Raw genomic sequence first — 22,272 nt, 5'->3', positions numbered from 1 at the left:
GGTTCGAGTTGGCGCCGCCTTGTAATCAGCCGGAGGGGGAGCCGGTCGCATGCAGTTCGAACCCTTGCCGGAACCAGGTCAAGCGGGTATAGGCCGCGTCCAGCGCATCCGTTGCGCCAGCACGCGTTCGGGCCATATGCAGGGCCAGGCGATCGCGCATTGCTGTGTCGTCGAGCAGGGCGATGCATTGCTCACAGGTTTGCGGGCCGGCTAGCGTGGCGGCATCTCTGCCAAGCAAGGCCATGCCTGCGAGGTCCGGGTCGTAGTTGGCCGATTCCAATAGAGCGGATTCTGCGTCATACAGACGATCCAAGTTGCCGGCGCCGGCATAGTTTTGCAGTAGGAAATGCAGGTCTTCCGCATCCTTTGGGTCCTCCCGGCCGCGATCCTTCCAGGCGATTAGCTTGAGCACGGCAAGCCCAGCCAACGATGCCACGCGTATGCTGCGTCCGGGCGCAAACTCTACTTCGACCGCGGCCCGCCAGGCATCTGCATAGCCCGCAACATTCATCATGACAGCCATATCGGGCGGCCATTTGATGGTGGCTGGCGGCTGTTCGATGCCGCCGAATGGGATGAGATCGATTGGCCGGGCGATCGTGCTGTCGCTCGTGCGATAGAGCAGCCGGTGGGTGATGCTGGCGGCAGAGTTGAAATGGTCGTTGGCTAGCAGGTGCTGCTTGAGGTTTTCGAACTGCGGCCAATGTTCTACGGCAACGGCAAAATCCACGTCGAGCGTGGCACGCCCGGTCTCGATGCCAAACACGTGTGTCAGCAGAATGTCGCGCGCTGTGGCGCCCACCACGAAGATGGGCAGTGCCAGCGGGGCAGCCACGTCGTGGATGGCACTGAGAATGTCCTGGGTTGAGCGGTCGAGTGGGCGGTCAGAGCGGATCGAGTACACGAGCGATGCTTTTTTCTCGGATGAGGTTGGCGGTTTCCAGATTGCGCGAGTCCATGGTGGCGATGAGATCCGCATAAACCAGGATCGGTGGTACAAGACTTTCCCGGGCGGTTGGGCTAGTCGGCGGTCTCCAGAAGGTCTCCAGCAGTTCGATGGGTCCATCCGCGCTAGGCTGAAGGCGATACTTGGTGACTAGGTGGCGCAGCGTGTCTCGCATGGCAGGCGGATCAATATAGAGCGTCTGCGTGGCGGGTTTGAGATAGCCGGTCATGCGGGCGGCCGCGACTTCGCCGCCCCATTGCGCGCTCAGCTGTGTCGGGTCGGCCAGGCTGGCGTCTTGCCACCAATTTGGGTTGGTCGCTTGGAAGCGGCGGGGATGCAGCTTGGGGCGCAGTATCGAGGGGTAGCCGGCAACCCATTCGTCGAGCATTTGCGCAGGCGCAGCGAGGCGACGGCCTCTTGCTGACTTAACCAGTAGACCGCGCGTGGCCAAGTCCTGAAACACTGTACCGACTGAGCCGAGTGCAATGCCGGCGGCCTCTGCGATCTCCCGATATGGCGCCTGTACGAGTGCAGGTTCGCAGAGCAGGGCGAAGGCCATGCGCCATGCTGTGGCGTTGCCCGCGCTGCGCGTGGAGGTCTGTGTCGGAAGGGCGAGCGGCTTGCGTCCACTCACAAATACGTACAAACCATCGGCCTTAAGGTAAGCATTGCCTGCGGTATCAATGAACTGCAAGTCGAGCTGCCGGCTGTGCTCTGCCAGTTGTGGGCTGAGGTACGGTGCAACCAGCAAACCAGAGTCGAGGTGGGGGGCCAGTTGCGTACGAACTAGGGCCAGTGCGGAGGGTCGGTCCATCGTGCGCTTGCATTCCACAAGGTAACGATGTGTCTGGCCGGCGACCTTCAGGTCGACAACGGCGTCGGACTTTGCGCGGGGACTGGTGCGGGCCTCGGTCGCAACAACCGTGCCGTCTATGCCGGTGAGTTCGCCCAGGGCTTTCAGCGCAGTATCGAGCACTTCACGCTCGTGATGCTGGGGATCGTATCGGGTCGCCATGTGTGTTTGTTCATATTTGTCACATGTTCATGATGCGTGAACACATGGTAAGTATGAACGGCAAGACTGTCTTGTTCAAGAAAATTCAGTGTTCATGTAACATGAACGCCAGGAAAATTTGAACAATAAGCAACCGCACAGCAGCAATAAAAAGCAGGTGGTTATATCAGGGAATCATCTTTGCGCAAGAGCGGTCGATTATCAGCGGATTTATTCCTGTCTTCAGTCAAATCAGCATTCGAGAAAATGTACTACCCCTCATTAGTATGTTGCGGCGCGCAAACCGCTTCAAATTTTGTATAGTTCCAGCACGCCGTTTCGCGCAGTCAGCGAAGCGTAAGGCGACGACCAGATCAAGGCTGAAACCTCACACCAACGCGGATTGACAGCCACAAGCCTGAACCGGGGGAATGCCGCATGCTGTGCCGGCACGCGGCCATGTTCAAAACGTCTGTCGGTGGCGGCCGTGATGTGTGCGGGATGATCCCGCGCGATTGCAGTCGTACTGAACCTATTTGGGAGAACGCTTGCATGGGCGCTCGCATTGAATTGACGGAAAACCGGATTACGTCGTGGCGCGCAGAATTGTTGCGCGAGTTGAATACCCTGGATGATGCAGACGCCGCGTTTCGCAGCCTGCACACGGCGGTCACCCTATTGGGCTTCGACTATTACGCCTATGCCTTGCGCGCGGCGATCCCGATCACGCGCTTCAACACCGTGGCATGGAGCAACTACCCCGAGCGCTGGCGAGAGACCTATCTGGCGCGCGGCTACGCCGCCATCGACCCGGTGCTGCAGTTCGGCCAGCGCTGCGTGAAGCCCATGCTGTGGCCCGGCATTAGCGATCCGAACGAGCCGTTCTGGGTGGAGGCACGCCAGCATGGGCTGAACCACGGCTGGTCGCAAACCATGCGAGACCATCGCGGCATATTTGGCACCTTCAGCCTGGCGCGCAGCGCTGAGCCCATCACCGCAGACGAGCTGGCCGCCATCGAGCCAGAGATGATCTGGCTGGGCCAGCTTGCCCACGCCACCATCAGCAACCTGATGGCAAGCAAGGTGCTGCCCGATGCTGCCGCGCGCCTCAAGGACGTTGAGCGCCAGACACTGCACTGGACGGCCGAAGGCAAGACCGTGGCCGAGGTTGCGGCCATCCTGGAGATGACCGAGCGCAACGTGAGCTTCCATATCCAGAACGCCATCACCAAGCTCAACGCGGCCAACAAGACGCATGCCGTTGTGAAAGCGGCGATGCTGGGGTTGATTCCGGCCACAGCGGCCTGAAGCTCAGGCACGGCTGCCGTCGTCTGCTCGGCTGACCAATGCGCGTGCTGTGCGGGGCCGCGCGCTGCCGGCCCAGCGGCGCATGATGGGGCGCTCGACCAGCGCATACAACGCCCAAGCAAGCAGCAGCGCCGTGCTGAACTCCGCCGCAATCACACCCAGTGCCACGGGCGTGGCAAACGCCTGCCCGCGCAGCAGCGCCCGCGCGCCGTACAGCACTTCCAGGTGAACCATGTAGAACGCGAACGACACCTCGCCCAGCCACACCATCGGCCGTGAGGCGAGCAGCGTGGGCGCGTCAGCCACGTCGGTTGCCGCCACGGCGGTGATGAGCAGCGCAATCGGTACGATGAGGACTGCGTTCAGGCTGTACTGGAACGGCACCACGCGCGCGGCCGCATACCCCAGCGCCATGAAGAGCACCGCCGGCAGCAGGCCTAGCCTGATCCACTGCCCGGTCATGAGGATGCGCGCCATCAGCATGCCGAGCACGAACTCGAACAGCCGCAGCGGTGGGAAGAAGTACGCCACCCAGAAACGCAGCTCGGGCAACGGCCAACCCGGTGCGACGGGCGCGTCCGGTGTGAGCAGCGTGATGAGCCCCTGCGCCGCCAGCAGCGCCGCCACGGTGCCTGCCGCCCACCACCACAACCGCGCGGCACGTATGCGCTGCACCGCCGGCAGGATCAGCGGAAACAGCATGTAGAACAGCAGTTCACTGCAGAGCGACCACGACACCGCGTTCACCCCGCGCAGGATGTCGTCTTTCGGCACCCACGCATGCAGCAGGAACAGATTGGGCAGCCACACCGCCGCCCGCGTGCCGGGCGCCACCAGCAGCATCATGGCCACAGCCCACGTGACGATGTGGTTGGGGTAGATCTTGAGCAGGCGCCGCTTGAGAAACGCTGGCGTGGTATCGGTACTGCGCGCAGACCACGTCAGCACGAACCCGCTCAGCACGAAGAAGAACGACACGCCAACGCGCCCGCCCACGTTGAACAGGTGGTTGTAGGCCGTGGCCCACTGCGCATTGGCAAACGGGTTGAACACTACGATCTTCGTGAGTGACCCGTGGTACAGGAAGACCAGCATGGCCGCCAGAAAGCGCAGCCCGGTAAGCGACGGCAGCCGACTGGCTGCAGGCGTGCGGAGCGTGAGTACCATGAAGGTCTCCTGTGCAGGTCAGGCGGTGGCGGCTTCGGTTTCCCGGTGGGTGTCTGCCGTCAAGACGCGCGTGCGCAGTCCGGTCAGGAAGCGCGGCAGCTCGTCGTGCAGCAAGCGCTCAAGCGACGGTGAGCCAAACGGACGTTTGGTCGTCGCCAAGTCGGGTGAACGCACCAGTAGACGGCTGAGGTAGCGCGTGACCGCCAGATTGCGTGCGACGGCTTCCAGGCGCGGTAGCTCATACGCATCCAGATCGCGCGCGAGGATGGCGCGCGCCAGCACCGCCGCGTCTTCGATGCCAAGGTTCATGTTGGTGCCGCCGATGGGGCTGAACTGGTGCCACGCGTCACCGGCAAAGAACACGCGCCCCACGCGTGCGCGGCTGGCAATGCGGTGGCCGAACGCGCTGTGCGTGATCCAGTGCAACTGCCGCACTTTGGTGGTGATGGGTGTCATGTCGCGGATGATGCGTTCAATGAACGCGGCATCGAAACCGCTGCCCGGGTCTTCGCCCGGGAAGGACGCGATCACGCGGTAGCTGCCGCCCGGGATCGGCACGATCATCAGGTAGCCGTCCACACCGCAGAAGCAGTGCATCTCGTCGTTGGCCAGCGGCAGCGTGTCAAAGCTCACGTCTGCCACCACAAAGTAGCCGGCATACATGACCTGGTCGACGGGGATGTCGAGCAGGCGCCGTGCCGTGCTGTTGCCGCCATCGCAAGCGATGACGTGGTCTGCGAAGATGCGCTCTTCGGTGCCGTCCGGGTGAGTGCAGGTGGCGATCACGCCGGTGGGCGTTTCCTGCAGCGCCTGCAACTCCAACCCCTGACGGATCGACACACCCAGCTCGGAAATGCGCCGATACAGCGCGCGCTCGATCACGTCTTGCGTGAGGTGGAAGAAGTGCGGGCGCGCGATGTCGAGCTGGTGGAAGTTGATGTCGGCAAAGTACGCGCGGTGCCGGTACAGGTTCATGCGCGGCACGCGCAGGCCCAACGCATCGAGCTGCGCGCCAATGCCAAGCTGGTCGAACACCGCCAGACTCGCCTGGTTCACAGCAATGCCACGCGGCAGGGTCGACAGCTCCAGCCGCTTGTCGATGACCTGCACCGCCTCGCTCTGCTGGGCGAGCAGCCCGGCCAGCGTCATCCCAACAGGGCCACAACCGACGATCAATACGCTCATGGCCGGCTCCTCACAGCGTCTTGGAAAACTCAAGAATCAGCTTGCCGCACACCTCGGGCGCTTCCAGGTGCGGCACATGGCCCACGTCTTCCAGGATGTGCACGTTGGCCGGCTGGATGCGCGGCACGCGGGTCTGCAGCTTGTCGTAGTAGGCGTTGTCGATAAAGGCGTCGTTCTTGCCGCCGATGTACAGGAAGGGCACCTTGCTGCCCGACAGGATGGCAAGCTCATCCAGCCAGCCTTGCGTCTTCAGGTGGATGGCGAATTGCTCGCGGAAGTTGCCGTCGGATTCCTTGATGTCCGTGAGCATGCGCTTGTACACGTCGGTGCCGGCTTGCGAGACATCGAGGTAAGCACGCGTGAGCGCGTCGGCTTCATCGCCGACGAGGTGGTTCTTGAAGGCGAGTTCCTTCGGTGCCTCAGGGCGGAAGTTGGAGAACGCATCTTCGCGGCTGACAGCGTGCACACCGGCAATCGAAACCAGGCCGAGCAGGTTCGGATCCTTGAACAGCGATTGCGTGGCGATGTTGGCGCCCACGCTATTGCCCACGGCAATGATCTCGTGCAGCGACAGGCGGTGGCGGAATTCTTCGAACAGCGTGCGCAGGCCGATCATGCTGTACTGAAAACCGAAGCGTGCCACGTCGATGTGGTCCGACTGGCCATGGCCCGGAAAATCCAGCGCGATCAGGTTGAATTGGTCGCCCAGGATCGGTTCCAGATCGGCGAAAGAGGCGGCGGTGGACGCTGTGCCATGCAGGAACACGATGGTGGGTCCGTTGGCCTTGCCGCCCTGCAGGTAGTGCAGTTTGCCGAAATCGAAATTCAGGAATCTGGATTGCATTACACGGCTCCTTCGAGGTGTTCGTTGCGGGGTGTGACGGGGTCAGTGGATTCAGCCGGGCGCGTTTCCTTGCGCTTGAACAGCGCAACCGACAGGCCGATGCCGATGGCCGCCAGCAGGGCGTTGAACGCCATCAGCGCACGCATGGCGGGCACGTAGCTCATGTTGACGAGATCACGCACCGCATCGATCGGGTGGTCGGCAAACATGCCTGCGACGTTGACCAGGTTCTGGCTGGCGTTGACGAGCCCGTGCAGCGTGTGCAGCTGGTCGGGTGTGAACGAGGTAGCGGCGCTGGCGATATGCCGTGCGAGTTCGAGTTCCCCCACCTTGCTGAGAATCAACCCCGACACCGCCACCCCGAACATCGCCCCCACCATCGACAGCGTGAAGAACAGGCCGATGGCCGTGCCCGTGTGCTTGGGTGAAACCTGCGATGTGGCGCCGTTGATGGTGGCCGTGGTGAGCGCCCCGTTTGACAGGCCGAAGCTCACCAGCCCGATCACGAACAGCACGATGGACAGGTCCACACGCAGCGTGAGGAACGCGGCGCAACTCACCAGCAACAGCGTCATGCCGGCGAGTACCGGCAGCTTGTAGCCGTGGCGGTCGATGACCTTGCCGGTGACGGGCCCCACCACAAAGATGCACGCCGTCATGCACAGTACCCACAGCCCCGCGCGTACCTTCGAGTAGTTCAGGATGTTCTGCATGAACAGTGGCAGCACGAACAGGAAGCTCGCCATCACGAAGTTGAAGATGATGCGGATGCCCACCACCGTCAGGTAAGTGCCGTTCTTCAGCAGCGACAGGTTGATGAGCGGTGCCTCCACGCGCAGGCTGCGACGCACGAACAGTACAGTCGAGATGGCGCCCACGGCAGTCAACGCGCCGATCTGCCCCCAAGAGAGCGTGGCCAGCGCGTTGGACAGCACGATCAGGCAGCCGAGCCCGAGTAGGTAGAGCGGCACACCTACCATGTCGAGCGCGCGGGCACTCAGTTCGTGCGGATCATCCTGATCGACAAACACCGCAGTGAGCAGCAGCGACAGCAACCCCAGCGGCACGTTGATGAGGAAGATCATCTCCCACCCGAACGCCTGCAGGATGAAGCCGCCCAACGGTGGCCCCGCCGCCAGCCCGATACCGGTGATGGTGACGGCCACGCCCGTTGCCAGACCCTTCTGCTCGGGCGGAAACGCCTTGCCGATCAGGATGAGCGCCAGCCCCAGCGTGGCCGAGAAGCCGATGCCCTGAATGAAGCGCGCGGCGATGATGGCCTCGATGCTGTGCGCAAACGCCCCGATATAGAGCGAAGACAGCACGAACAGCAGCCCGCCGGCCATGAACACACGCTTCTTGCCGTAGCGATCCGCAAGCACGCCCGACAGGCAGAAGAACGCCGCTGCGGCTGCCAGGTAACTGACGATCACAAGCTGAATCTGCTCGATGCTGGCGTTGAAATCCTTGGAGAACTCCGCCAACGCCAGGTTGACGATGGTCAGGTCCAGGTTGATCAGCAGCAGGTAGATGCCGATCGAGAACAGCACGATCCATTTCTTCATGGCTGGGCCTCTTGTACCGGCAGACACCGCACGGGTATCTGCCGGTCAACGTGTGGCTGGGCGGGTTCAGTGGAACATGCGCCAACTGTCTTCATGGCGCACCAGAAAGGCGCCGATCGTGCGTCGCACGGCTTGGCATTGCTCCACGGCATGCATGACGCGTGTGTTGAGCACGTGCAACTGGCCGGGCTTGCCGTGCACCACCAGCTTGGGCACACCTTCGAGCTGAGGGATGGCTTGATTGGCGAAGAACTCGCGCATCAGCGTGTGCAGCTGGGTGAAGTCCTGCGGGCGGTAGTCCCAGAAAACGAGGCCCGTCCCCTCATTGGAATCCGCCACCGAGAGGAACACCGAGATCTGGTTCTTCAGCTCGGAGTAGTTCTCGCCAATTGGCCAGTTGGCCGGGTCGCGCGAGAAGTGGATGGCGTCGCAATGCGGCGGCACGCTGTAGATGCCTTCCTTCTTGGGCTGGAACTCGCGCTTGGAGGTGAGCGGAAACTCCGCCCACGTGCCCACCTGCACCGTGTCGACGTGCAGCGCATCGTGAATCAGCCGTGCAAAAGCGGTGTTGCGCAATTGCCCGTTGAAGCGGCCGGCATAGGCAAAGTAGTCCGCCAGCCCGACCACGAGCTTTTCGTTCTCCAGAAATTGCATCGGGCCGACAGCCACGCCGGTGTTGGCCACGCCCGAGAGCGAGCGGTGCGGAATCACCTCGGGGTAGGCCGGGTCAGCCCACCACGTATCGAGTTGCTCGGGCTGGACCACGTCCAGCAAGACGGCAATCGCATCACCGTCGCGCACGAGCGCCACGGCTTCATCGATGTGCAGGTCACGGATTTCGGCGGGAGCGCCGAAGCGGTGGATTTCGGAGCGATACGACGTGCTCATCGGTCATCTCCTCAAACGGTGGATCGGTAGGTAGGGCGATGGGAAGGCGCCGCCACCGCCCAGGGTGGCGACGTGCCTGCATGGAATGCGCCCGGCGAATCAGGCGAGCTGGTTTTGCAGCGTCTGCAGGTCGAAGTAGTCCTTGAACAGCGTCAGCTTGCCGGCGTCGTTGAATTCAAGAATGACGACCATGGGCAGCGTGACCTTCTTGTCGCCAAAGACGATGTCGCTGGTGCGCTCGACAAACACCGTGCCGTTTTCCGACACCACGCGGTGCTTCTTCCAGACGTACGAAGACGATTTGCCGAAGAACTCGGCCACCTTCTCGACGGCACGGGGCTTGCCGCGGTGCACGGTGTCGGCCAGCGGCACGTCTTCAAAGACAACGTCGTCGGCCAGCAGGTCGGATACGGCGTCGAGGTCGCGCGTTTCCAGCGCGTGGATGAACTGGTTGGCCAGGGCCTTGGAGTCGTGTTGAGCCATCTTGTTGCCTCTGTTGGAGTGTGGGGCGCATCGGCAGGCATCCGGGTTGGGCTGGATGCCGCACACCAACGCGCGGTTTCACCAATCCGTCGCATTGAATTGATTGGCAATCCAATGGCGGCCTTTTAAATCACGTGCGTGCACCGGTTTGCAGATCAAAAAGGTGCGGCAGCGCCCCTCGTGCCCCGGTTTGGTTCAAAGCACAAAGGCGCCGTGATTAAGCGCGGATGCTGTGTGAAAAGTGGCAACCCGTCTACTGTATTTTTTTGCAGTTGACCGCATTGCAGCAAACGGTAGGATGCGTCCGGCAGAGGCAACGAACCGCTTTCAGCTGTGGATTTGCGGCAGGGCACCAAAGCGCGAATTCATCAGGTTGGCCGCATCGGTAAATGCAATAGCGCACATGCGGAAAAGGCGGGTCGATATAAAAACGATGACAAATGCGACGCGTACTCGAATGAATGTCGAGTGAATCGCAATTGGCAATCCAATTACCCAGCACGCATACGACAGGCGCCCTATGACCGATACCCTCATTCGTGTGGTTGGCAACAAGTTTCGGGAGTTGTCCAACGCGCAAAGCATCCTCACGTTCGATGAGCTTGTTGCGCGTGTGCGTGACGGGCAGCTTGAACCGGCCGCCATCTCGCTGGAGCAGGGCATCTCTGAATCGCAGGTGGATGTGCTGCGTGACCTGGTGGCGCAGAGCCACCATGCCGGGCAGATTTCACTGCGCAGCTATTTCGACAGCCACCAGCGCTGTGACGGCACGCTCACGCACAAGGTCAAACGCTCCAATACGCTGATCTCCGACCCGCAGGAAACCGGCGAAGACACCTACACCAGCGTGCTGCTGATCGACGATGAATGTGCCGACCTGAGTGACCACGTAACCGGCAAGCACGTGCAGTTCATGGTGTTGCTGGAAGCGGCGCGACAGATGGGAAATGCCGTCACGCAGAAATTCCACTCCACGGCAGCCAAGATGTACCTGGCCGAAAACATCAACGTGGACTTCAAGGCGTTTGCCTATCCGTTCCGGGTGGATCTGGAGTACCGCGTGCTGGAGCGCAACCTGCGCGCAACCGGCGACGGCAAGATGGCCGTGCGGATGGACTTTCACCAGCAAGGCAAGGTGATCGCGCAACTCTCGCTCACCTTTACCGTGCTGGATCGCAAGTTCGTCTCGGCGCTGGAAAGCACGGCGCTCAAGTCGCTGCACAACTGAAGGAAGGCGCTGCCATGACTGCCGCCATCGCTCCCGACTGTGCTGCACCTGAGGTTGACGCTGCGCGTATCTGTGCGGTGTTCGACTTGGACGAAACGCTGATCCGCCCGAAAAGCATGCTCGCCGTGCTGGAGCAGTACCACCGCAGCACGGCCGACTCGCCCGACCAAGCCGAGCGCCGCATCCGTGACGTGCGCGCCAACCTGACGTGGTACGTCGAGCGCAATGCCAACCGCGCCGCGCAGAACCGCTACTTCTACCGACAACTTGCGGGCATTCCGGTGGACGACATGGCACGTGCCGCGCAGCAGTGGTTTGAGGCCAATCGTGCGGCGCTGTACCACGACACGGTGGTCACACGGCTCAACGCGCATCAGCAGGCCGGTGCCGTTGTCATTGTGGTGAGCGGTTCGTTTGCCGAGGCCGTTGCGCCCATCGCGGCCGACCTGTCGATCGAGCACGTGGTGTGCGCGCGCCTGGAGCAGCGCGACGGCCGCTACACCGGCGCCATGCTGGGTGAGCCGACCATTGGCGAGGGCAAGGCCATTGCGCTGCGCCAGTTCCTGCAGGTGCACGGCCTCTCCATGCACGGTGGCTTTGCCTATGGCGACCACGACAGCGACATCCCCATGCTTTCCCTGGCTGACCACCCGGTGGCGGTCGGCTCCAACGCAGCACTGCTGGACCATGCCCGCCGGCACGACTGGCGTATTTCCCCCGCTGTTTCCTGATGATTGAGGTGAACCGATGGACGATCAAAAATTCATTGAAGACTTCGCGGCCCTGCTCGAAGTGTCGCCGGAGCGGATCACCGACGACTTCAACATGGTGGAGGAGGCGGTGTGGGATTCGCTGGCGTTTCTGAGCACCATTGCGCTGATCGACACGCACTACCAAAAGGTGGTCGACCCGATGGCGCTGCAGGAGCTGACTACGTTCCGCGAGTTGCGTGCGCTGGTCCACGGTCAGAGCGTCGAGGCTTGAATGGGCTACCGGCGCTTTCACAACGCGCGCATTGCCGGGGTGTCTGCCGCGGTGCCGGAGCATGTGCGGCGCAACGAAGACATCGCCGGTGATCCGGTGGAGATCGGCCGGACGGCCAAGCTGTGCGGCATCCAGGCCCGGCATGTGGCGCCCGATGGCATGTGCGCGTCCGACCTCTGCTACGTAGCGGCCGAGCGCCTGCTGGAGTCCGTCGGTTGGGAGAAGGATTCCGTCGACGCGCTGATCTTCCTCTCGCAAACGCCTGACTACGTGGTGCCCGCCACGAGCTGCGTGCTGCAGCGCCGGCTGGGGCTGTCGTTCCAGTGCGCGGCGTTTGACATCACGCTGGGCTGCTCGGGTTATGTGTATGGGCTGATGGTGGCCTTCGGGCTGCTGGCCAAGGAGGGCATGCGGCGCGTGCTGCTGCTGGTGGGCGATACACCCAGCAAGCTGATCTCGCCGCACGACATTCCGGCCAACATCCTGTTTGGCGATGCAGGCACGGCCACGGCGATCGAGTATTCGGAAGACGCGGCCGAGAGCTTTTTCTTTGCCGGTACGAACGGCGCGGGCAGCGATTCGCTCATCATCGAAGCCGGTGGCTTTCGGCAGCCGCGCACGGTGGAATCGGCCGAACGCCGCCCGCACCCGCAGGACAAGGTGCTGCGCTCGCAGGAAGAGCTGTACATGGATGGCTCGGCCGTGTTCGGTCTCACGCTCAACCATGTGCCGGAACTGGTGCAGCAGCTCTCCACCATCTCCGGCTGGCCGGTGCAGAGCGTGGACCGCTGGCTCTTCCATCAGGCCAACAAGTTCATGCTCGATTACTTCTCGAAAAAGATCGGCATTGCGCCCGAGAAGATGCCAAGCAACATCGACCGCTTCGGCAACACCAGCCCACCGTCCATCCCGCTGATGATGGTGACCGAGCACGACGCGGACGCCTCGCGCCCAGCCCGTGAGACGCTCGGCATGGTCGGCTTTGGCGTGGGTTTTTCATGGGGTGGGGCGCTGCTGCGGCAGGCCGACCCGGTCATGGTGCCTCTTGTGTATCACCGTCAATAACGCAGTCGCGCAACCACGCACTCACGCGGAGCCCTCTCATGGCGGTACAGATTCAATCGATCAGCTATGCGCTGCCGGATGCGACGCTCAGCAATCAATCCATTGCTGAGCTGAACCCGGATTGGCCTGTCGACAAAATCGCGGGCAAAACCGGCATCCACCTTCGGCATATCTCCGGCGACGACGAATACAGCCTTGAGCTGGCCATCGCCGCCGGACGCCGTCTTCTGGACGAGCACGACATCGCGCCGGAAGACGTGGACTTCATCCTGTTCTGCAGCCAGACGCCCAAGTTCCTGATCCCGACGAGCGCCTGCCTGGTGCAGCATGCGCTGGGTCTGCCCACGCGCAGTGGGGCGCTCGACGTGAATCAGGGTTGCTCGGGTTACGTGTCGTGCCTGATGCTGGCCGAAGGGTTGGTCGACAGCGGCCGCGCCAAGGGCGTGCTGCTCATCACGGCCGACACGTACACCAAGCTGGTGGCACCGGAAGACCGCAGCCTCAAGACCATCATGGGGGATGCGGCCACGGCGTCGTTCATCCGCCGGGCGGACCACGGCATCGGTGTGCGCGATTTCGAATTCGGCACCGACGGCACCGGCGCCGAGGCCATCACCGCGTACACCTCGGGGCTGCATGGTTTGACCAGCGGCGGCGCGTATCAGCCGGATTTCCGCATGAACGGGCCGGGTGTCTTCAACTTCGTGCTGACCAAGGTGCCGGAGGTGATCGACGCACTGCTGGAGAAAAACGGCCTTGAGCAGGAAGACATCGACCTGTTTGTCTTCCATCAGGCCAATGCGCACATGCTGGAGTCGGTTCGCATCAAGATGGGCATTGCGCCGGAACGCTTCTTCGTCAGCCTGGCGGATACCGGCAACACGGGGGCCTCCAGCATTCCGCTGGCGCTGGGCGATGCCGTGCGGCAAGGCCGCGTGATGCGCGGTGACAAGGTCGTCCTGATCGGCTTTGGCGCCGGGCTGTCGTGGAGCGCCTGCCTGATCGACTGGTAGGCCGCCAAGCGACGCTTCGCTTTTCAATCAACGCTGTTCCGATGCCCGCTGCGCGGCGGGGCAGGCTCCGTTCGCGCTGCGTTTTGCTACCGCCCCACCTTCGCGAGGTTCGCGTGCAACTCATCACGGCACAAGACAAATACACGGCGCACACGGGGCGCGTGTTCCTGAGCGGCATCGATGCGCTGGTCCGCCTGATGGTGGTGCAGCGCTTGCGTGATCGTGCCGCGGGGCTCAACACGGCGGGCTTTGTGTCGGGCTACCGCGGCTCGCCGCTGGGTGGGCTGGACCAGGCGTTCTGGAAGGCCAGCGACGCGCTGGCCGCGCACGACATCCGCTTCCAACCCGGTGTGAATGAAGACCTGGCCGCCACCGCCGTGTGGGGCACGCAGCAGGTGCACCTGCTGGGTGAATCGAAGCACGACGGTGTGTTTGCACTCTGGTATGCCAAGGGCCCGGGCGTAGACCGCTCGGCCGATGTGCTCAAGCACCTGAACCATGCCGGCACCAGCGCGCACGGCGGCGTGCTGCTGGTGGCGGGCGATGACCACGGTGCGTATTCGTCCACCTTGCCGCATCAGAGCGATCACCTGTTCTGCTCGGCCATGATTCCCGTGCTGTATCCGGCCGATGTGCAGGAGTACATCGAGCTGGGCCTGCATGGCTGGGCCATGTCGCGCTATTCGGGCTGCGCGGTGGGCTTCAAGGCGCTGGCCGATACGGTGGAATCGTCCGCCGGCATCGACGCCGATCCGTTTGCGCTGCAGATTCATTTGCCCACGGACCACGTGCTGCCCGAAGGCGGACTGAATTGTCGCCTCTCGTCAGACCCGCTGGGCCTGACTGCGCGCAAGCAGGAAGCGCTGATGCAGGACCACAAGCTGCCCGCAGTGCTGGCCTATGCGCGCGCCAACCGGCTCAACCGCACCACGCACGATGCGCACACCGCACGCCTTGGCATCATCGCCTCCGGCAAGAGCTACCGCGATGTACGCGAAGCGCTCGCGCTGCTGGAGATCGATACCGATGCGCCCGAGATGGCCAGCCTGCGCCTGCACAAGGTGGCCATGCCGTGGCCGCTGGAGCCACAGGGCATCTGCGATTTCGCCACGGGGCTGGACGAGATTCTCGTCATTGAAGAGAAGCGCCCGGTGGTGGAATCGCAACTACGTCAGTTCCTGTACGACCTGCCGGACAACGCGCGCCCGCGTATCGTCGGCAAGTCCGATGGGGTGGGTGAGCTGGCTGGCCCTGCCGGCAACGGTGTGTTCTCGGCCAAGACGGATCTGTCCGTCGCGCAGATCGCCATGGTGATTGCGGATCGGCTCGCACAGTTTCATCCGCAGGGCCGCATCGCCAAGACGGCGGCATGGCTGCGTGACCGGCAAGCCTTTCTCGACCGAGAGGTGGCAACGCCCGCGCGCTCGGCCTACTACTGCTCGGGGTGCCCGCACAGCACATCCACCAAGGTGCCCGAGGGCAGCCTGGCGCTGGGCGGTATCGGGTGCCACATCATGGCCACCGCCATCTACCCCGAGCACAACAAGACCTTCACGCAGATGGGGGGCGAGGGAGCAACGTGGATCGGGCAGGCGCCGTTTTCGCAGGTGCCGCACGTGTTTGCCAACCTGGGCGACGGCACCTACTTCCATTCGGGCTATCTCGCCATTCGCGCGGCCATTGCCGCCAAGGTGAACATCACCTACAAGCTGCTCTACAACGACGCCGTGGCCATGACCGGCGGCCAGCCGGTGGACGGCAGCGTCACCGTGCCGGCGATTGCGCGGCAACTGGCATCGGAGGGCGTGACGCGCATTGCGCTGGTGTCGGAAGACCCGTCGCGCCATGACGGTCGCGCCGGCTTGCCCGATGGGGTGACCCTCCACCCGCGCGAGGCGCTCGATGCCGTGCAGCGCGAGTTGCGCGACGTGCCGGGCACCAGCGTGCTGATCTATGAGCAGGTGTGCGCGGCGGAGAAACGCCGGCGCAAGAAGAAGCATGCCGTGCAGGCGCCGGCCCGGCATCTCTTCATCAACCCGCTGGTGTGCGAGGGGTGCGGAGACTGCGCCACACAATCGAACTGCTCGTCGATCGTGCCACTGGAAACCGAGTTCGGCCGCAAGCGCGCCGTGCACCAGGGGTCGTGCAATCAGGACACCTCTTGCGTCAAGGGGTTCTGCCCAAGCTTCGTGACCGTGGAGGGAGGCCGCCTGCGCGGCAGCGGACGCAAGCAGCAGAAGGCTGCGTTGCCCGACAACCTGCCGGCCTTGCCGACACCGCAACGCGCCGCGCTCGACACGCCGTTCAACGTGCTCATCTGCGGCATTGGGGGCACGGGCGTGATCACGGTCGGCACCATTCTCGGCATGGCCGCGCATCTGGAAGGCAAGGGTGCCTCGGTGCTGGACATGACCGGTATGTCGCAGAAGAACGGCGCGGTGATGTCGCACGTGCGCATTGCGCAGCGGCAGGATGCGCTGCACTCGCAGCGTATTCCTGCGTGCCAGGCAGATGTGGTGCTCGGCTATGACATCCTCACTGCCGCTGCGCGGGATGCGGTGGACAAGATCAAGCCCGGCCATACGCAGATCGTGTTGAACACGGAGGAGACCCCCCCCGGGCACGCCATCCGACAAGTGGACTGGCAGTTCCCAACCGAGCAGCTGCGCCGCCTGCTGGGGGAGACGGCCGAGGCCAGGCTGGAGTTTGTCGACGCGGGTGCGCTTGCGCAGCATCACCTGGGCGATGCGCTGTACACCAACCTGCTGATGCTCGGTTATGCGTTTCAGCGCGGGCTGTTGCCGCTGTCGGAGGCAGCCATCCTGCGCGCCATCGAAGTCAATGGCGTGGCCGTGGCGGCCAATCAGCGTGCGTTCCAGTGGGGGCGCTACGCCGCGTTCGATGCGGGTATTGGCGCCAGCAGGCCGCTGGCGGAATCCATCATCAAATTGCAGAAACCCGCCAGCCTGGATGCCGTGCTCGCGCATCGCCGCGGCTTCCTGACGGCTTACCAGAACGAAGCCTATGCGCGCCGCTACGTGAACTTTGTCGAGCATGTGCGGCAGGCCGAGCGCACCGCCACCGGCAAGCAGACGTTGGCCACCGCCGTGGCGCACAACCTGTTCAAGCTGATGGCCTACAAGGATGAGTACGAAGTGGCGCGCCTGTTCAGTGGCGAGGACTTTCGCCGCGCGCTGGCCGAGACCTTTGAGGGCGACGTCACGCTGCGCTTTCATCTGGCGCCGCCCATCCTCTCCGCGCTGGAAGGCGGCGCACCGCGCAAGCGTACATTCGGGCCCGGCACGCAGCGTCTGTTTGCCATGCTGGCGCGGTTCAAGTGGCTGCGCGGTACGCGCTTCGACCCGTTCGGCTACACGCATGAGCGCCGGCAGGAGCGCGCGCTGATCGTCGAATATGAGCACGCCATCGACATCGCGCTGGGCAAACTCAACGCACTCACGTACGACACGGTGCTGCAACTGGCCAACCTGCCCAAGCAGATTCGCGGCTATGGCCACGTGAAGGCTGCCAGCATCGCGTCTGCCCGCACCCGCCAGCACGCACTGCTGGCGCAATTGACCGGCCACAGCCCCGCGCAGGAAGCGCAGGCGCCTGCGTGGCCGGCTTTCCCTGGCGCAGATGCCTACGGCCTGCCGCGCGAGGTTTCTTGGTAAGGAGCGCCACTGCCATGTCCCAGCAACGCTATATCGTTCCCGTCGGGCGCACGCCCGTGATTGCGCCACGCCTGCGGTTGTACTGCTTTCACCATGCGGGCGGCAGTGCAGGCAACTTCGCCAAGTGGCCGGCCGGACTGCCGAGCTTCGAGGTGCGGGCCATCCAGTTGCCGCATCGCTTTCTGCCAGCGGGGGTGGCGCGCGCCAGCCATCTCGACGAATTGCTGCCCGGCATGGCCGATGAAGTGGCCGGTGCGCAGGCCGACGCGTTGCCGTTTGCGTTCTATGGGCACAGCCTGGGTGCGCTGGTGGCGTTCGAGTTGACCCGCACCCTGCGTGCGCGTGGCGGGCCGCAGCCGGTGGCGCTGGCCATTTCCGGGCATCGCGCACCGCATCGGCGGTTGGGGCGCCCGCCGATCTGCGAGCTGGAGCAGACCGCCTTCATCGACCGCCTGCGCGGGCTGGGCGGTATGCCCGAATCCGTGCTGACCGACACGCGCACGCTGTCGTACATCCTGCCCACGTTGCGCGCCGACCTGCGGCTGTCAGAGATCTACGACCACCGTGACGAGCCGCCGCTGTTGTTGCCGTTGTTCGGCTTTCGCGGCAAGGAAGATCCGCTGCTGAACGAGGCAGACTTTGGCGCCTGGGCCGACATCACGCGTGGCCCGAGCGTACTGCGTACGCTGCCCGGTCATCACTTTTTTGAGCAGGAAGGGCTGGAGGCGCTGCATGCGCACCTTGCAGCGGACCTCACGCCGCTGGCCAACCGCCCGACCCGCCGCCGGCGCGACCCGGCAGAGGCGCTCTAGCCGACCACGCTCAGGCGGTGACCGATAGCGTTTGCGCGGGCCGCATCGCCTCCAGATAGAAGCCGCTGTCGCTCTGCTTGGCGCGGCGTTTCGCCAGCGCGGCGGCGGTGCCGATGTCGTCGCTGTTGCGCGCGGCGCCTGGGAGCACGTGCAGGGCACCCACCGCCATCGTCACAAAGCGGAAGAAGGCTGGCAGGCCTTTGCGGTCTTCGGCGTGGATGCCCCCGGCGGCACGGTCTGCCGGTGTGTACATGGCCAGCGCGTTGATGTTGAACGCGGCGATGGCGTGCTCGATGCGAGCGCGCCAGTCGGCGCTCTGGAACAGGATCAGGAAATCATCCCCACCCACGTGGCCGAGAAAGTCGCGCGTCGGCTCACATGCCGTGGCCAGCACGGCGGCGGCCATCTTCAGCATCTCGTCGCCTTGCCAGTAGCCGTATTGGTCGTTGAAGGGCTTGAAGTGGTTCAAGTCCACATAGCAGGCGTAGAACTCCGCGCGTGCTTCCAGCAAACGTTCAATGTGCAGGTTCAGCGGAATGTTGCCGGGCAGGAACGTGAGCGGGTTGGCGTAGCGCGCTGCTTCGATGCGGATCTCGGTCACGGTGCGCACCAGTTCTTCGCCGGTGCCCAGGCCCAGGTAGCGGCCATGTTCGGTGATGATGAAACCGTCGGTCAGGTAGCGCTGGTCTTCGCTCATCAGCAGCGCAGACATGTCTTCCAGCGAGGCAGATTTTTCCACCAGCACGGGTTGCCGGTTGGCAAACGTCAGCGCAGATTTCTTGCCGTACAGCTCACGGTGATACGGCATCGCATAGCGATCGATAAAGGCGCGGCGGGCGATGAGCGCCAGCGGTCGTTCATCTTCATCGAGCAGCGCCACGGCGTGCAGATCGGGGTGGCGGTTGAACAGGTGCAGTACGTCGTCGTTGCTGCAGCGCAGGGGCAGGGTGGGTGCCACGCGCAGCAGCTTGCTGGCTGTGATGGCGCGCCAGCCCACGCGCACCGCTTGCGGAAACACCGCAATCTGCGATGACTGCAGCACGCGCGCCGCCTGGCTCGACATGTCACCTGCCGGCGTGTCTTGCGGGCGCCCCAGGAAGAAGCCTTGACCGAAGCGGATGCCCAGATCGCGCACCACGCCCAGTTCGTCTTCCGTTTCCAGCCCTTCGGCAATGATGCTGGTCGCGCTGCCCTTCAGGGTTTGCTGCAATGAGCGCGCGATGTCCAGCTTGGCTGGGTGCTTGGCAATGTCACGCAGGAAATACTTGTCGAGCTTGATGAAGTCGGGTGTCAGTTCAATCAGCAGGTTCAGGTTGGCGTTGCCGGTGCCGAAATCGTCCAGCGCGCATTGCATGCCAAAGTCACGCGCAACGGACAACGCCTGGGCAAAGCTGGTGAGGTCGTCGATGGGCGTCTGTTCGGTCAGCTCGATGACGATGCGCGAGGGATGCAGGTCGTGGTCGGCAATCGCATGCAGCAGGCGGGCATGGTCTTGCAGCAACTGGCGCACGCCAAACGCGCTGAAGTTCAGGAACAGCTTGCCCGGCAGGCGCATGGCCGAGAAGTTGGCGATGGCCAGGCGCGCGGCGGTCGTCTCCAGGGCAATCGCGCCCGCTGTGTCCGACGCCGCGGAAAACAATGCCGCGGGCGATTCCATGGCCGTGCCCGCCGGCCCACGCAGCAGCGCTTCGTAGCCAAGCACCTCGGTGGTGGACAGACGGAAGATCGGTTGGAACACCGTACGCAGCATTTCAGGCGCGATGCCCGCCGGCAGGGAGAGCGGTGAGGAAGTCATGGCGTTGGACGGAAGCTCGGACATTCCGCCTAACGGCCCCCTGAACACAGAGTTAAATGAACTTTTTGTGACGCACGGCGTGGCGCGGGCTGGCGGGTTCGTGTCCCCACCACAGAGGGGGCATGGTTCAGAATGCCGGGTGCGCCTGCGTCTTCATGGCGCGTCATCCATTCACGCCGCGCTTGACCCTCACACTGCGTGAGGTCCTAGCCTGGGTTCAAGCCAAAAGACAGGAGCTGGCCATGTTGCTGAAAGTGGGCGATCTCGCCAAACGCTGCGGTCTGACCGTCCGCATGCTGCATCACTACGACAGCATTGGCCTGCTCACGCCTTCGGCCCGCTCCGATAGCGGCTACCGGCTGTACGACAAGGCCGACATTGCCCGGCTGCACCAGATCCAGGCGTTGCGGCGTTTCGGCATGTCGCTGGCTGACATCGGGGCTTTTCTGGCAAGTCCGGACGTTCCCCTGACCACGATCATGGAACGGCAGATTGCGATGCTGGATCAGCAGATCACGCAGGCCAGCGTGCTGCGTGACCGGCTGACCCGTCTGCACGACCAGCTCATGCGCCAGGAAGAGCCCGAGCTTGCTGAATGGCTCACAACCTTGGAATGGATGACCATGTACGACAAATACCTTTCGCAGGAAGAGCGCGAGCGCGCAGAACGGCTGGATGCGGATGTGGCGCGCAACGAGAAATGGGCGGCGCTGGTGGCAGCCGTGCGCGAAGCGATGGCGCGTAATGTGCCATCACGCAGCAGCGAGGCGCAGGCGCTCTCCAAGCGCTGGATGGCTCTGCTCGCGCAGGATGCGCTGGACCCGATCCTCTCGGCCAAGCTGCACAAGATGCATGTGAACGAGCCGGCGCAGCAGGAGCGCACCGGCATCAGCCTGGAGATGCTCAACTTCATCATGGAAGCGGCCAACGAGACCAAGCTGGCGGTCTACGGAAAGTATCTCTCGGCGCAAGAGCTGCAGCACATGCGTGCCAACTTCGGCAAGCGCGCCAATGAGTGGCCGACCCTCATTGCCGAGGTGCGGCAACACTTGGCCAAGGGCACCGCCCCGCATGCACCGGAGATGCAGCAGCTTGCCCGGCACTGGATCGAGCTGTTCCGCTCGTATGCCGGTGATGATCCGCAAACACAGGCCAAGGTGCGTCTGGCGATGGAGCGTGAGCCGGAGCTCTCGGCCAGCCCGTGGATGGGACCTGACCTGATCGCCTACGTGCGCGAGGCGATGGAAGGCTTGAAGGCAGCGTAAGACCAAAGCAAAAGCGCCCGCTGTTTCCGGCGGGCGCTTTTGCTGTTGGGCGATCAATCGATTGATCGGTCAGTCAGCCGACTTCTGCTGCCGCCGCTTGCGCCGCACGCGTGCAATCAGCACACTCACGATCGACAGCACGATCACCCATGGCAGCAGGTAGGCTACGGCCGAGATCACGCTGGCGCTGGCATGCACCAGCGAGGGCGGGAACTCACGCAGCGCATTGCCGATGGGTGCCCAAAGGCTGCGTGCCGTGGTCTGCCGGGTGCTCAGGTCGATCGACAGCACCTCACGGTTCACCCGGTCCATCAGTTGCGCGCTCTGGCCGGTGGCCGCTTCCAGTTCGGACTGCGTTTCCGACAGCTTTTCTGCGATCAGGATCAGGTCTTCCACCTTGGTCGCCTTGCGCTGCAAATCAAGCAGGCTTGCGCGATAGGTCTTCAACATGTCCAGGCGCTTGCTGACTTCGGCAATTGGCTGGCCCAGGTCATCCACGTGGGTGCCTTGGCTGACCACGCCACCGCTGTCGGCCAAGCGCTTGCGCATGGTGCGCACGCCCTCGGGGCTGGCGCGCAGGTTCAGGTGGGCCGTGCCGCCGCGCTCGTCACGTTCAAGCTGGATGCTGGCATCCATGACCGTGCAGTGCCAGGTGGTCTCATTCACGCAGGCATCCTGCAGCTCGCGGTACAGGCGCTCCAACTGCGGGGCGTCGACTTCCAATGAGACGCGATGTTCATAGGCCAGGAATCGGCGCTCGGCACCCTCGGCCTGCTTGGCGCTGGCTTCGGGGGCAGCGGCCATCATGGCGGCGGGCCCGGCTCCGCCGGCTGCATTGGGTGCTTCTTCTTTTTTGCCGCACGCGCCAAGCGCTAGCGCGATCAGGAGAACGCCGAGGAGTCTTGTCATGAGTTATGTCGGTTCGGGAGAGATCGGAGAAACTGCGCGTGAAGTCTAGCGCACGTTTCTGAGCAATTTCCCGGGCTGTTTGCAGACATAAAAAAACGCCCGCCGGCAAAACCGGTCGGGCGTTTTTCTTTTGTAGCGGCAATGAAG

Annotated in this window: 19 protein-coding genes; 9 read left to right on the top strand and 10 right to left on the bottom strand. The window is 63.5% G+C overall.

What is annotated here, in order from left to right:
- Window positions 1-25: 25 nt before the first annotated feature.
- Window positions 26-904 (bottom strand): nucleotidyl transferase AbiEii/AbiGii toxin family protein, encoded by an 879-nt coding sequence (locus R2N11_RS03520; RefSeq protein ID WP_316680156.1) that lies wholly within the window; start codon window positions 902-904, stop codon window positions 26-28.
- Window positions 885-1,961 carry a type IV toxin-antitoxin system AbiEi family antitoxin gene (locus R2N11_RS03515; RefSeq protein WP_199031339.1) on the bottom strand — a complete coding sequence of 359 codons (1,077 nt, stop codon included), beginning with the start codon at window positions 1,959-1,961 and terminating at the stop codon, window positions 885-887. The genes R2N11_RS03520 and R2N11_RS03515 overlap by 20 nt, the downstream gene beginning before the upstream one ends.
- Before the next feature lie 531 nt (window positions 1,962-2,492).
- Here R2N11_RS03515 and R2N11_RS03510 point away from each other — a divergent pair.
- Window positions 2,493-3,248, top strand: coding sequence for an autoinducer binding domain-containing protein (locus tag R2N11_RS03510; protein ID WP_199031338.1), 756 nt, complete (start codon window positions 2,493-2,495; stop codon window positions 3,246-3,248).
- 3 nt (window positions 3,249-3,251) lie between these two features.
- Here the strand turns inward: R2N11_RS03510 and R2N11_RS03505 are convergent, their stop codons facing one another.
- The 6 genes from R2N11_RS03505 to R2N11_RS03480 all read right to left on the bottom strand — a co-directional run bounded on the left by R2N11_RS03505 (window position 3,252) and on the right by R2N11_RS03480 (window position 9,380).
- Window positions 3,252-4,415, bottom strand: coding sequence for an acyltransferase family protein (locus R2N11_RS03505; RefSeq protein ID WP_316680155.1), 1,164 nt, complete (start codon window positions 4,413-4,415; stop codon window positions 3,252-3,254).
- A gap of 18 nt (window positions 4,416-4,433) precedes the next feature.
- Complete coding sequence (locus R2N11_RS03500) at window positions 4,434-5,600, bottom strand: FAD-dependent oxidoreductase (protein WP_316680154.1); 1,167 nt, start codon at window positions 5,598-5,600, stop codon at window positions 4,434-4,436.
- A 10-nt stretch (window positions 5,601-5,610) separates the two neighbouring features.
- Entirely contained in the window at window positions 5,611-6,444 is an 834-nt protein-coding gene (locus R2N11_RS03495; protein ID WP_199033270.1) for an alpha/beta fold hydrolase, read from the bottom strand.
- Complete coding sequence (locus R2N11_RS03490) at window positions 6,444-8,009, bottom strand: MFS transporter (RefSeq protein ID WP_316680153.1); 1,566 nt, start codon at window positions 8,007-8,009, stop codon at window positions 6,444-6,446. The genes R2N11_RS03495 and R2N11_RS03490 overlap by 1 nt, the downstream gene beginning before the upstream one ends.
- 66 nt (window positions 8,010-8,075) lie before the next feature.
- Window positions 8,076-8,897 carry a hypothetical protein gene (locus R2N11_RS03485; RefSeq protein WP_316680152.1) on the bottom strand — a complete coding sequence of 274 codons (822 nt, stop codon included), beginning with the start codon at window positions 8,895-8,897 and terminating at the stop codon, window positions 8,076-8,078.
- Between the two features lie 99 nt (window positions 8,898-8,996).
- Window positions 8,997-9,380: a limonene-1,2-epoxide hydrolase family protein gene (locus R2N11_RS03480; RefSeq protein WP_199032904.1), complete on the bottom strand. Its 384-nt coding sequence runs from the start codon at window positions 9,378-9,380 to the stop codon at window positions 8,997-8,999.
- Between the two features lie 520 nt (window positions 9,381-9,900).
- Between R2N11_RS03480 and R2N11_RS03475 the strand changes: the two genes are divergently transcribed.
- The 7 genes from R2N11_RS03475 to R2N11_RS03445 all read left to right on the top strand — a co-directional run bounded on the left by R2N11_RS03475 (window position 9,901) and on the right by R2N11_RS03445 (window position 18,156).
- Window positions 9,901-10,608 (top strand): AfsA-related hotdog domain-containing protein, encoded by a 708-nt coding sequence (locus R2N11_RS03475; protein WP_316680151.1) that lies wholly within the window; start codon window positions 9,901-9,903, stop codon window positions 10,606-10,608.
- A 14-nt stretch (window positions 10,609-10,622) separates the two neighbouring features.
- Window positions 10,623-11,339 (top strand): HAD family hydrolase, encoded by a 717-nt coding sequence (locus tag R2N11_RS03470; protein ID WP_316680150.1) that lies wholly within the window; start codon window positions 10,623-10,625, stop codon window positions 11,337-11,339.
- 16 nt (window positions 11,340-11,355) lie between these two features.
- A complete protein-coding gene (locus R2N11_RS03465) occupies window positions 11,356-11,592 on the top strand; it encodes an acyl carrier protein (RefSeq protein WP_104656191.1) in 237 nt (78 codons plus the stop codon).
- Window positions 11,593-12,657, top strand: coding sequence for a 3-oxoacyl-ACP synthase III family protein (locus R2N11_RS03460; protein WP_199032901.1), 1,065 nt, complete (start codon window positions 11,593-11,595; stop codon window positions 12,655-12,657).
- 38 nt (window positions 12,658-12,695) lie between these two features.
- Window positions 12,696-13,670: a 3-oxoacyl-ACP synthase III family protein gene (locus R2N11_RS03455; protein ID WP_199032900.1), complete on the top strand. Its 975-nt coding sequence runs from the start codon at window positions 12,696-12,698 to the stop codon at window positions 13,668-13,670.
- Window positions 13,671-13,783: 113 nt separating this feature from the next.
- The gene (locus R2N11_RS03450; RefSeq protein ID WP_316680149.1) at window positions 13,784-17,344 is read left to right on the top strand and encodes an indolepyruvate ferredoxin oxidoreductase family protein; all 3,561 of its coding nucleotides are present in this window, start codon (window positions 13,784-13,786) and stop codon (window positions 17,342-17,344) included.
- 14 nt (window positions 17,345-17,358) lie between these two features.
- Complete coding sequence (locus R2N11_RS03445) at window positions 17,359-18,156, top strand: thioesterase II family protein (protein WP_316680148.1); 798 nt, start codon at window positions 17,359-17,361, stop codon at window positions 18,154-18,156.
- Between the two features lie 10 nt (window positions 18,157-18,166).
- Here R2N11_RS03445 and R2N11_RS03440 read toward each other — a convergent pair whose 3' ends face one another.
- Complete coding sequence (locus tag R2N11_RS03440; protein ID WP_233177137.1) at window positions 18,167-19,975, bottom strand: phosphodiesterase; 1,809 nt, start codon at window positions 19,973-19,975, stop codon at window positions 18,167-18,169.
- 218 nt (window positions 19,976-20,193) lie between these two features.
- Here R2N11_RS03440 and R2N11_RS03435 point away from each other — a divergent pair, with 218 nt between their 5' ends.
- Complete coding sequence (locus R2N11_RS03435; protein WP_316680147.1) at window positions 20,194-21,216, top strand: MerR family transcriptional regulator; 1,023 nt, start codon at window positions 20,194-20,196, stop codon at window positions 21,214-21,216.
- Window positions 21,217-21,285: 69 nt separating this feature from the next.
- Here R2N11_RS03435 and R2N11_RS03430 read toward each other — a convergent pair whose 3' ends face one another.
- Window positions 21,286-22,125: a DUF4349 domain-containing protein gene (locus tag R2N11_RS03430; protein ID WP_199032715.1), complete on the bottom strand. Its 840-nt coding sequence runs from the start codon at window positions 22,123-22,125 to the stop codon at window positions 21,286-21,288.
- Window positions 22,126-22,272 lie beyond the last annotated feature (147 nt).

It is taken from the genome of Ralstonia flaminis (assembly GCF_958415495.1).
Taxonomy (GTDB): domain Bacteria; phylum Pseudomonadota; class Gammaproteobacteria; order Burkholderiales; family Burkholderiaceae; genus Ralstonia; species Ralstonia flaminis.
The sequence above is the reverse complement of the archived record's forward strand: the minus strand, read 5'-3'. Positions and strand labels throughout refer to the sequence as shown.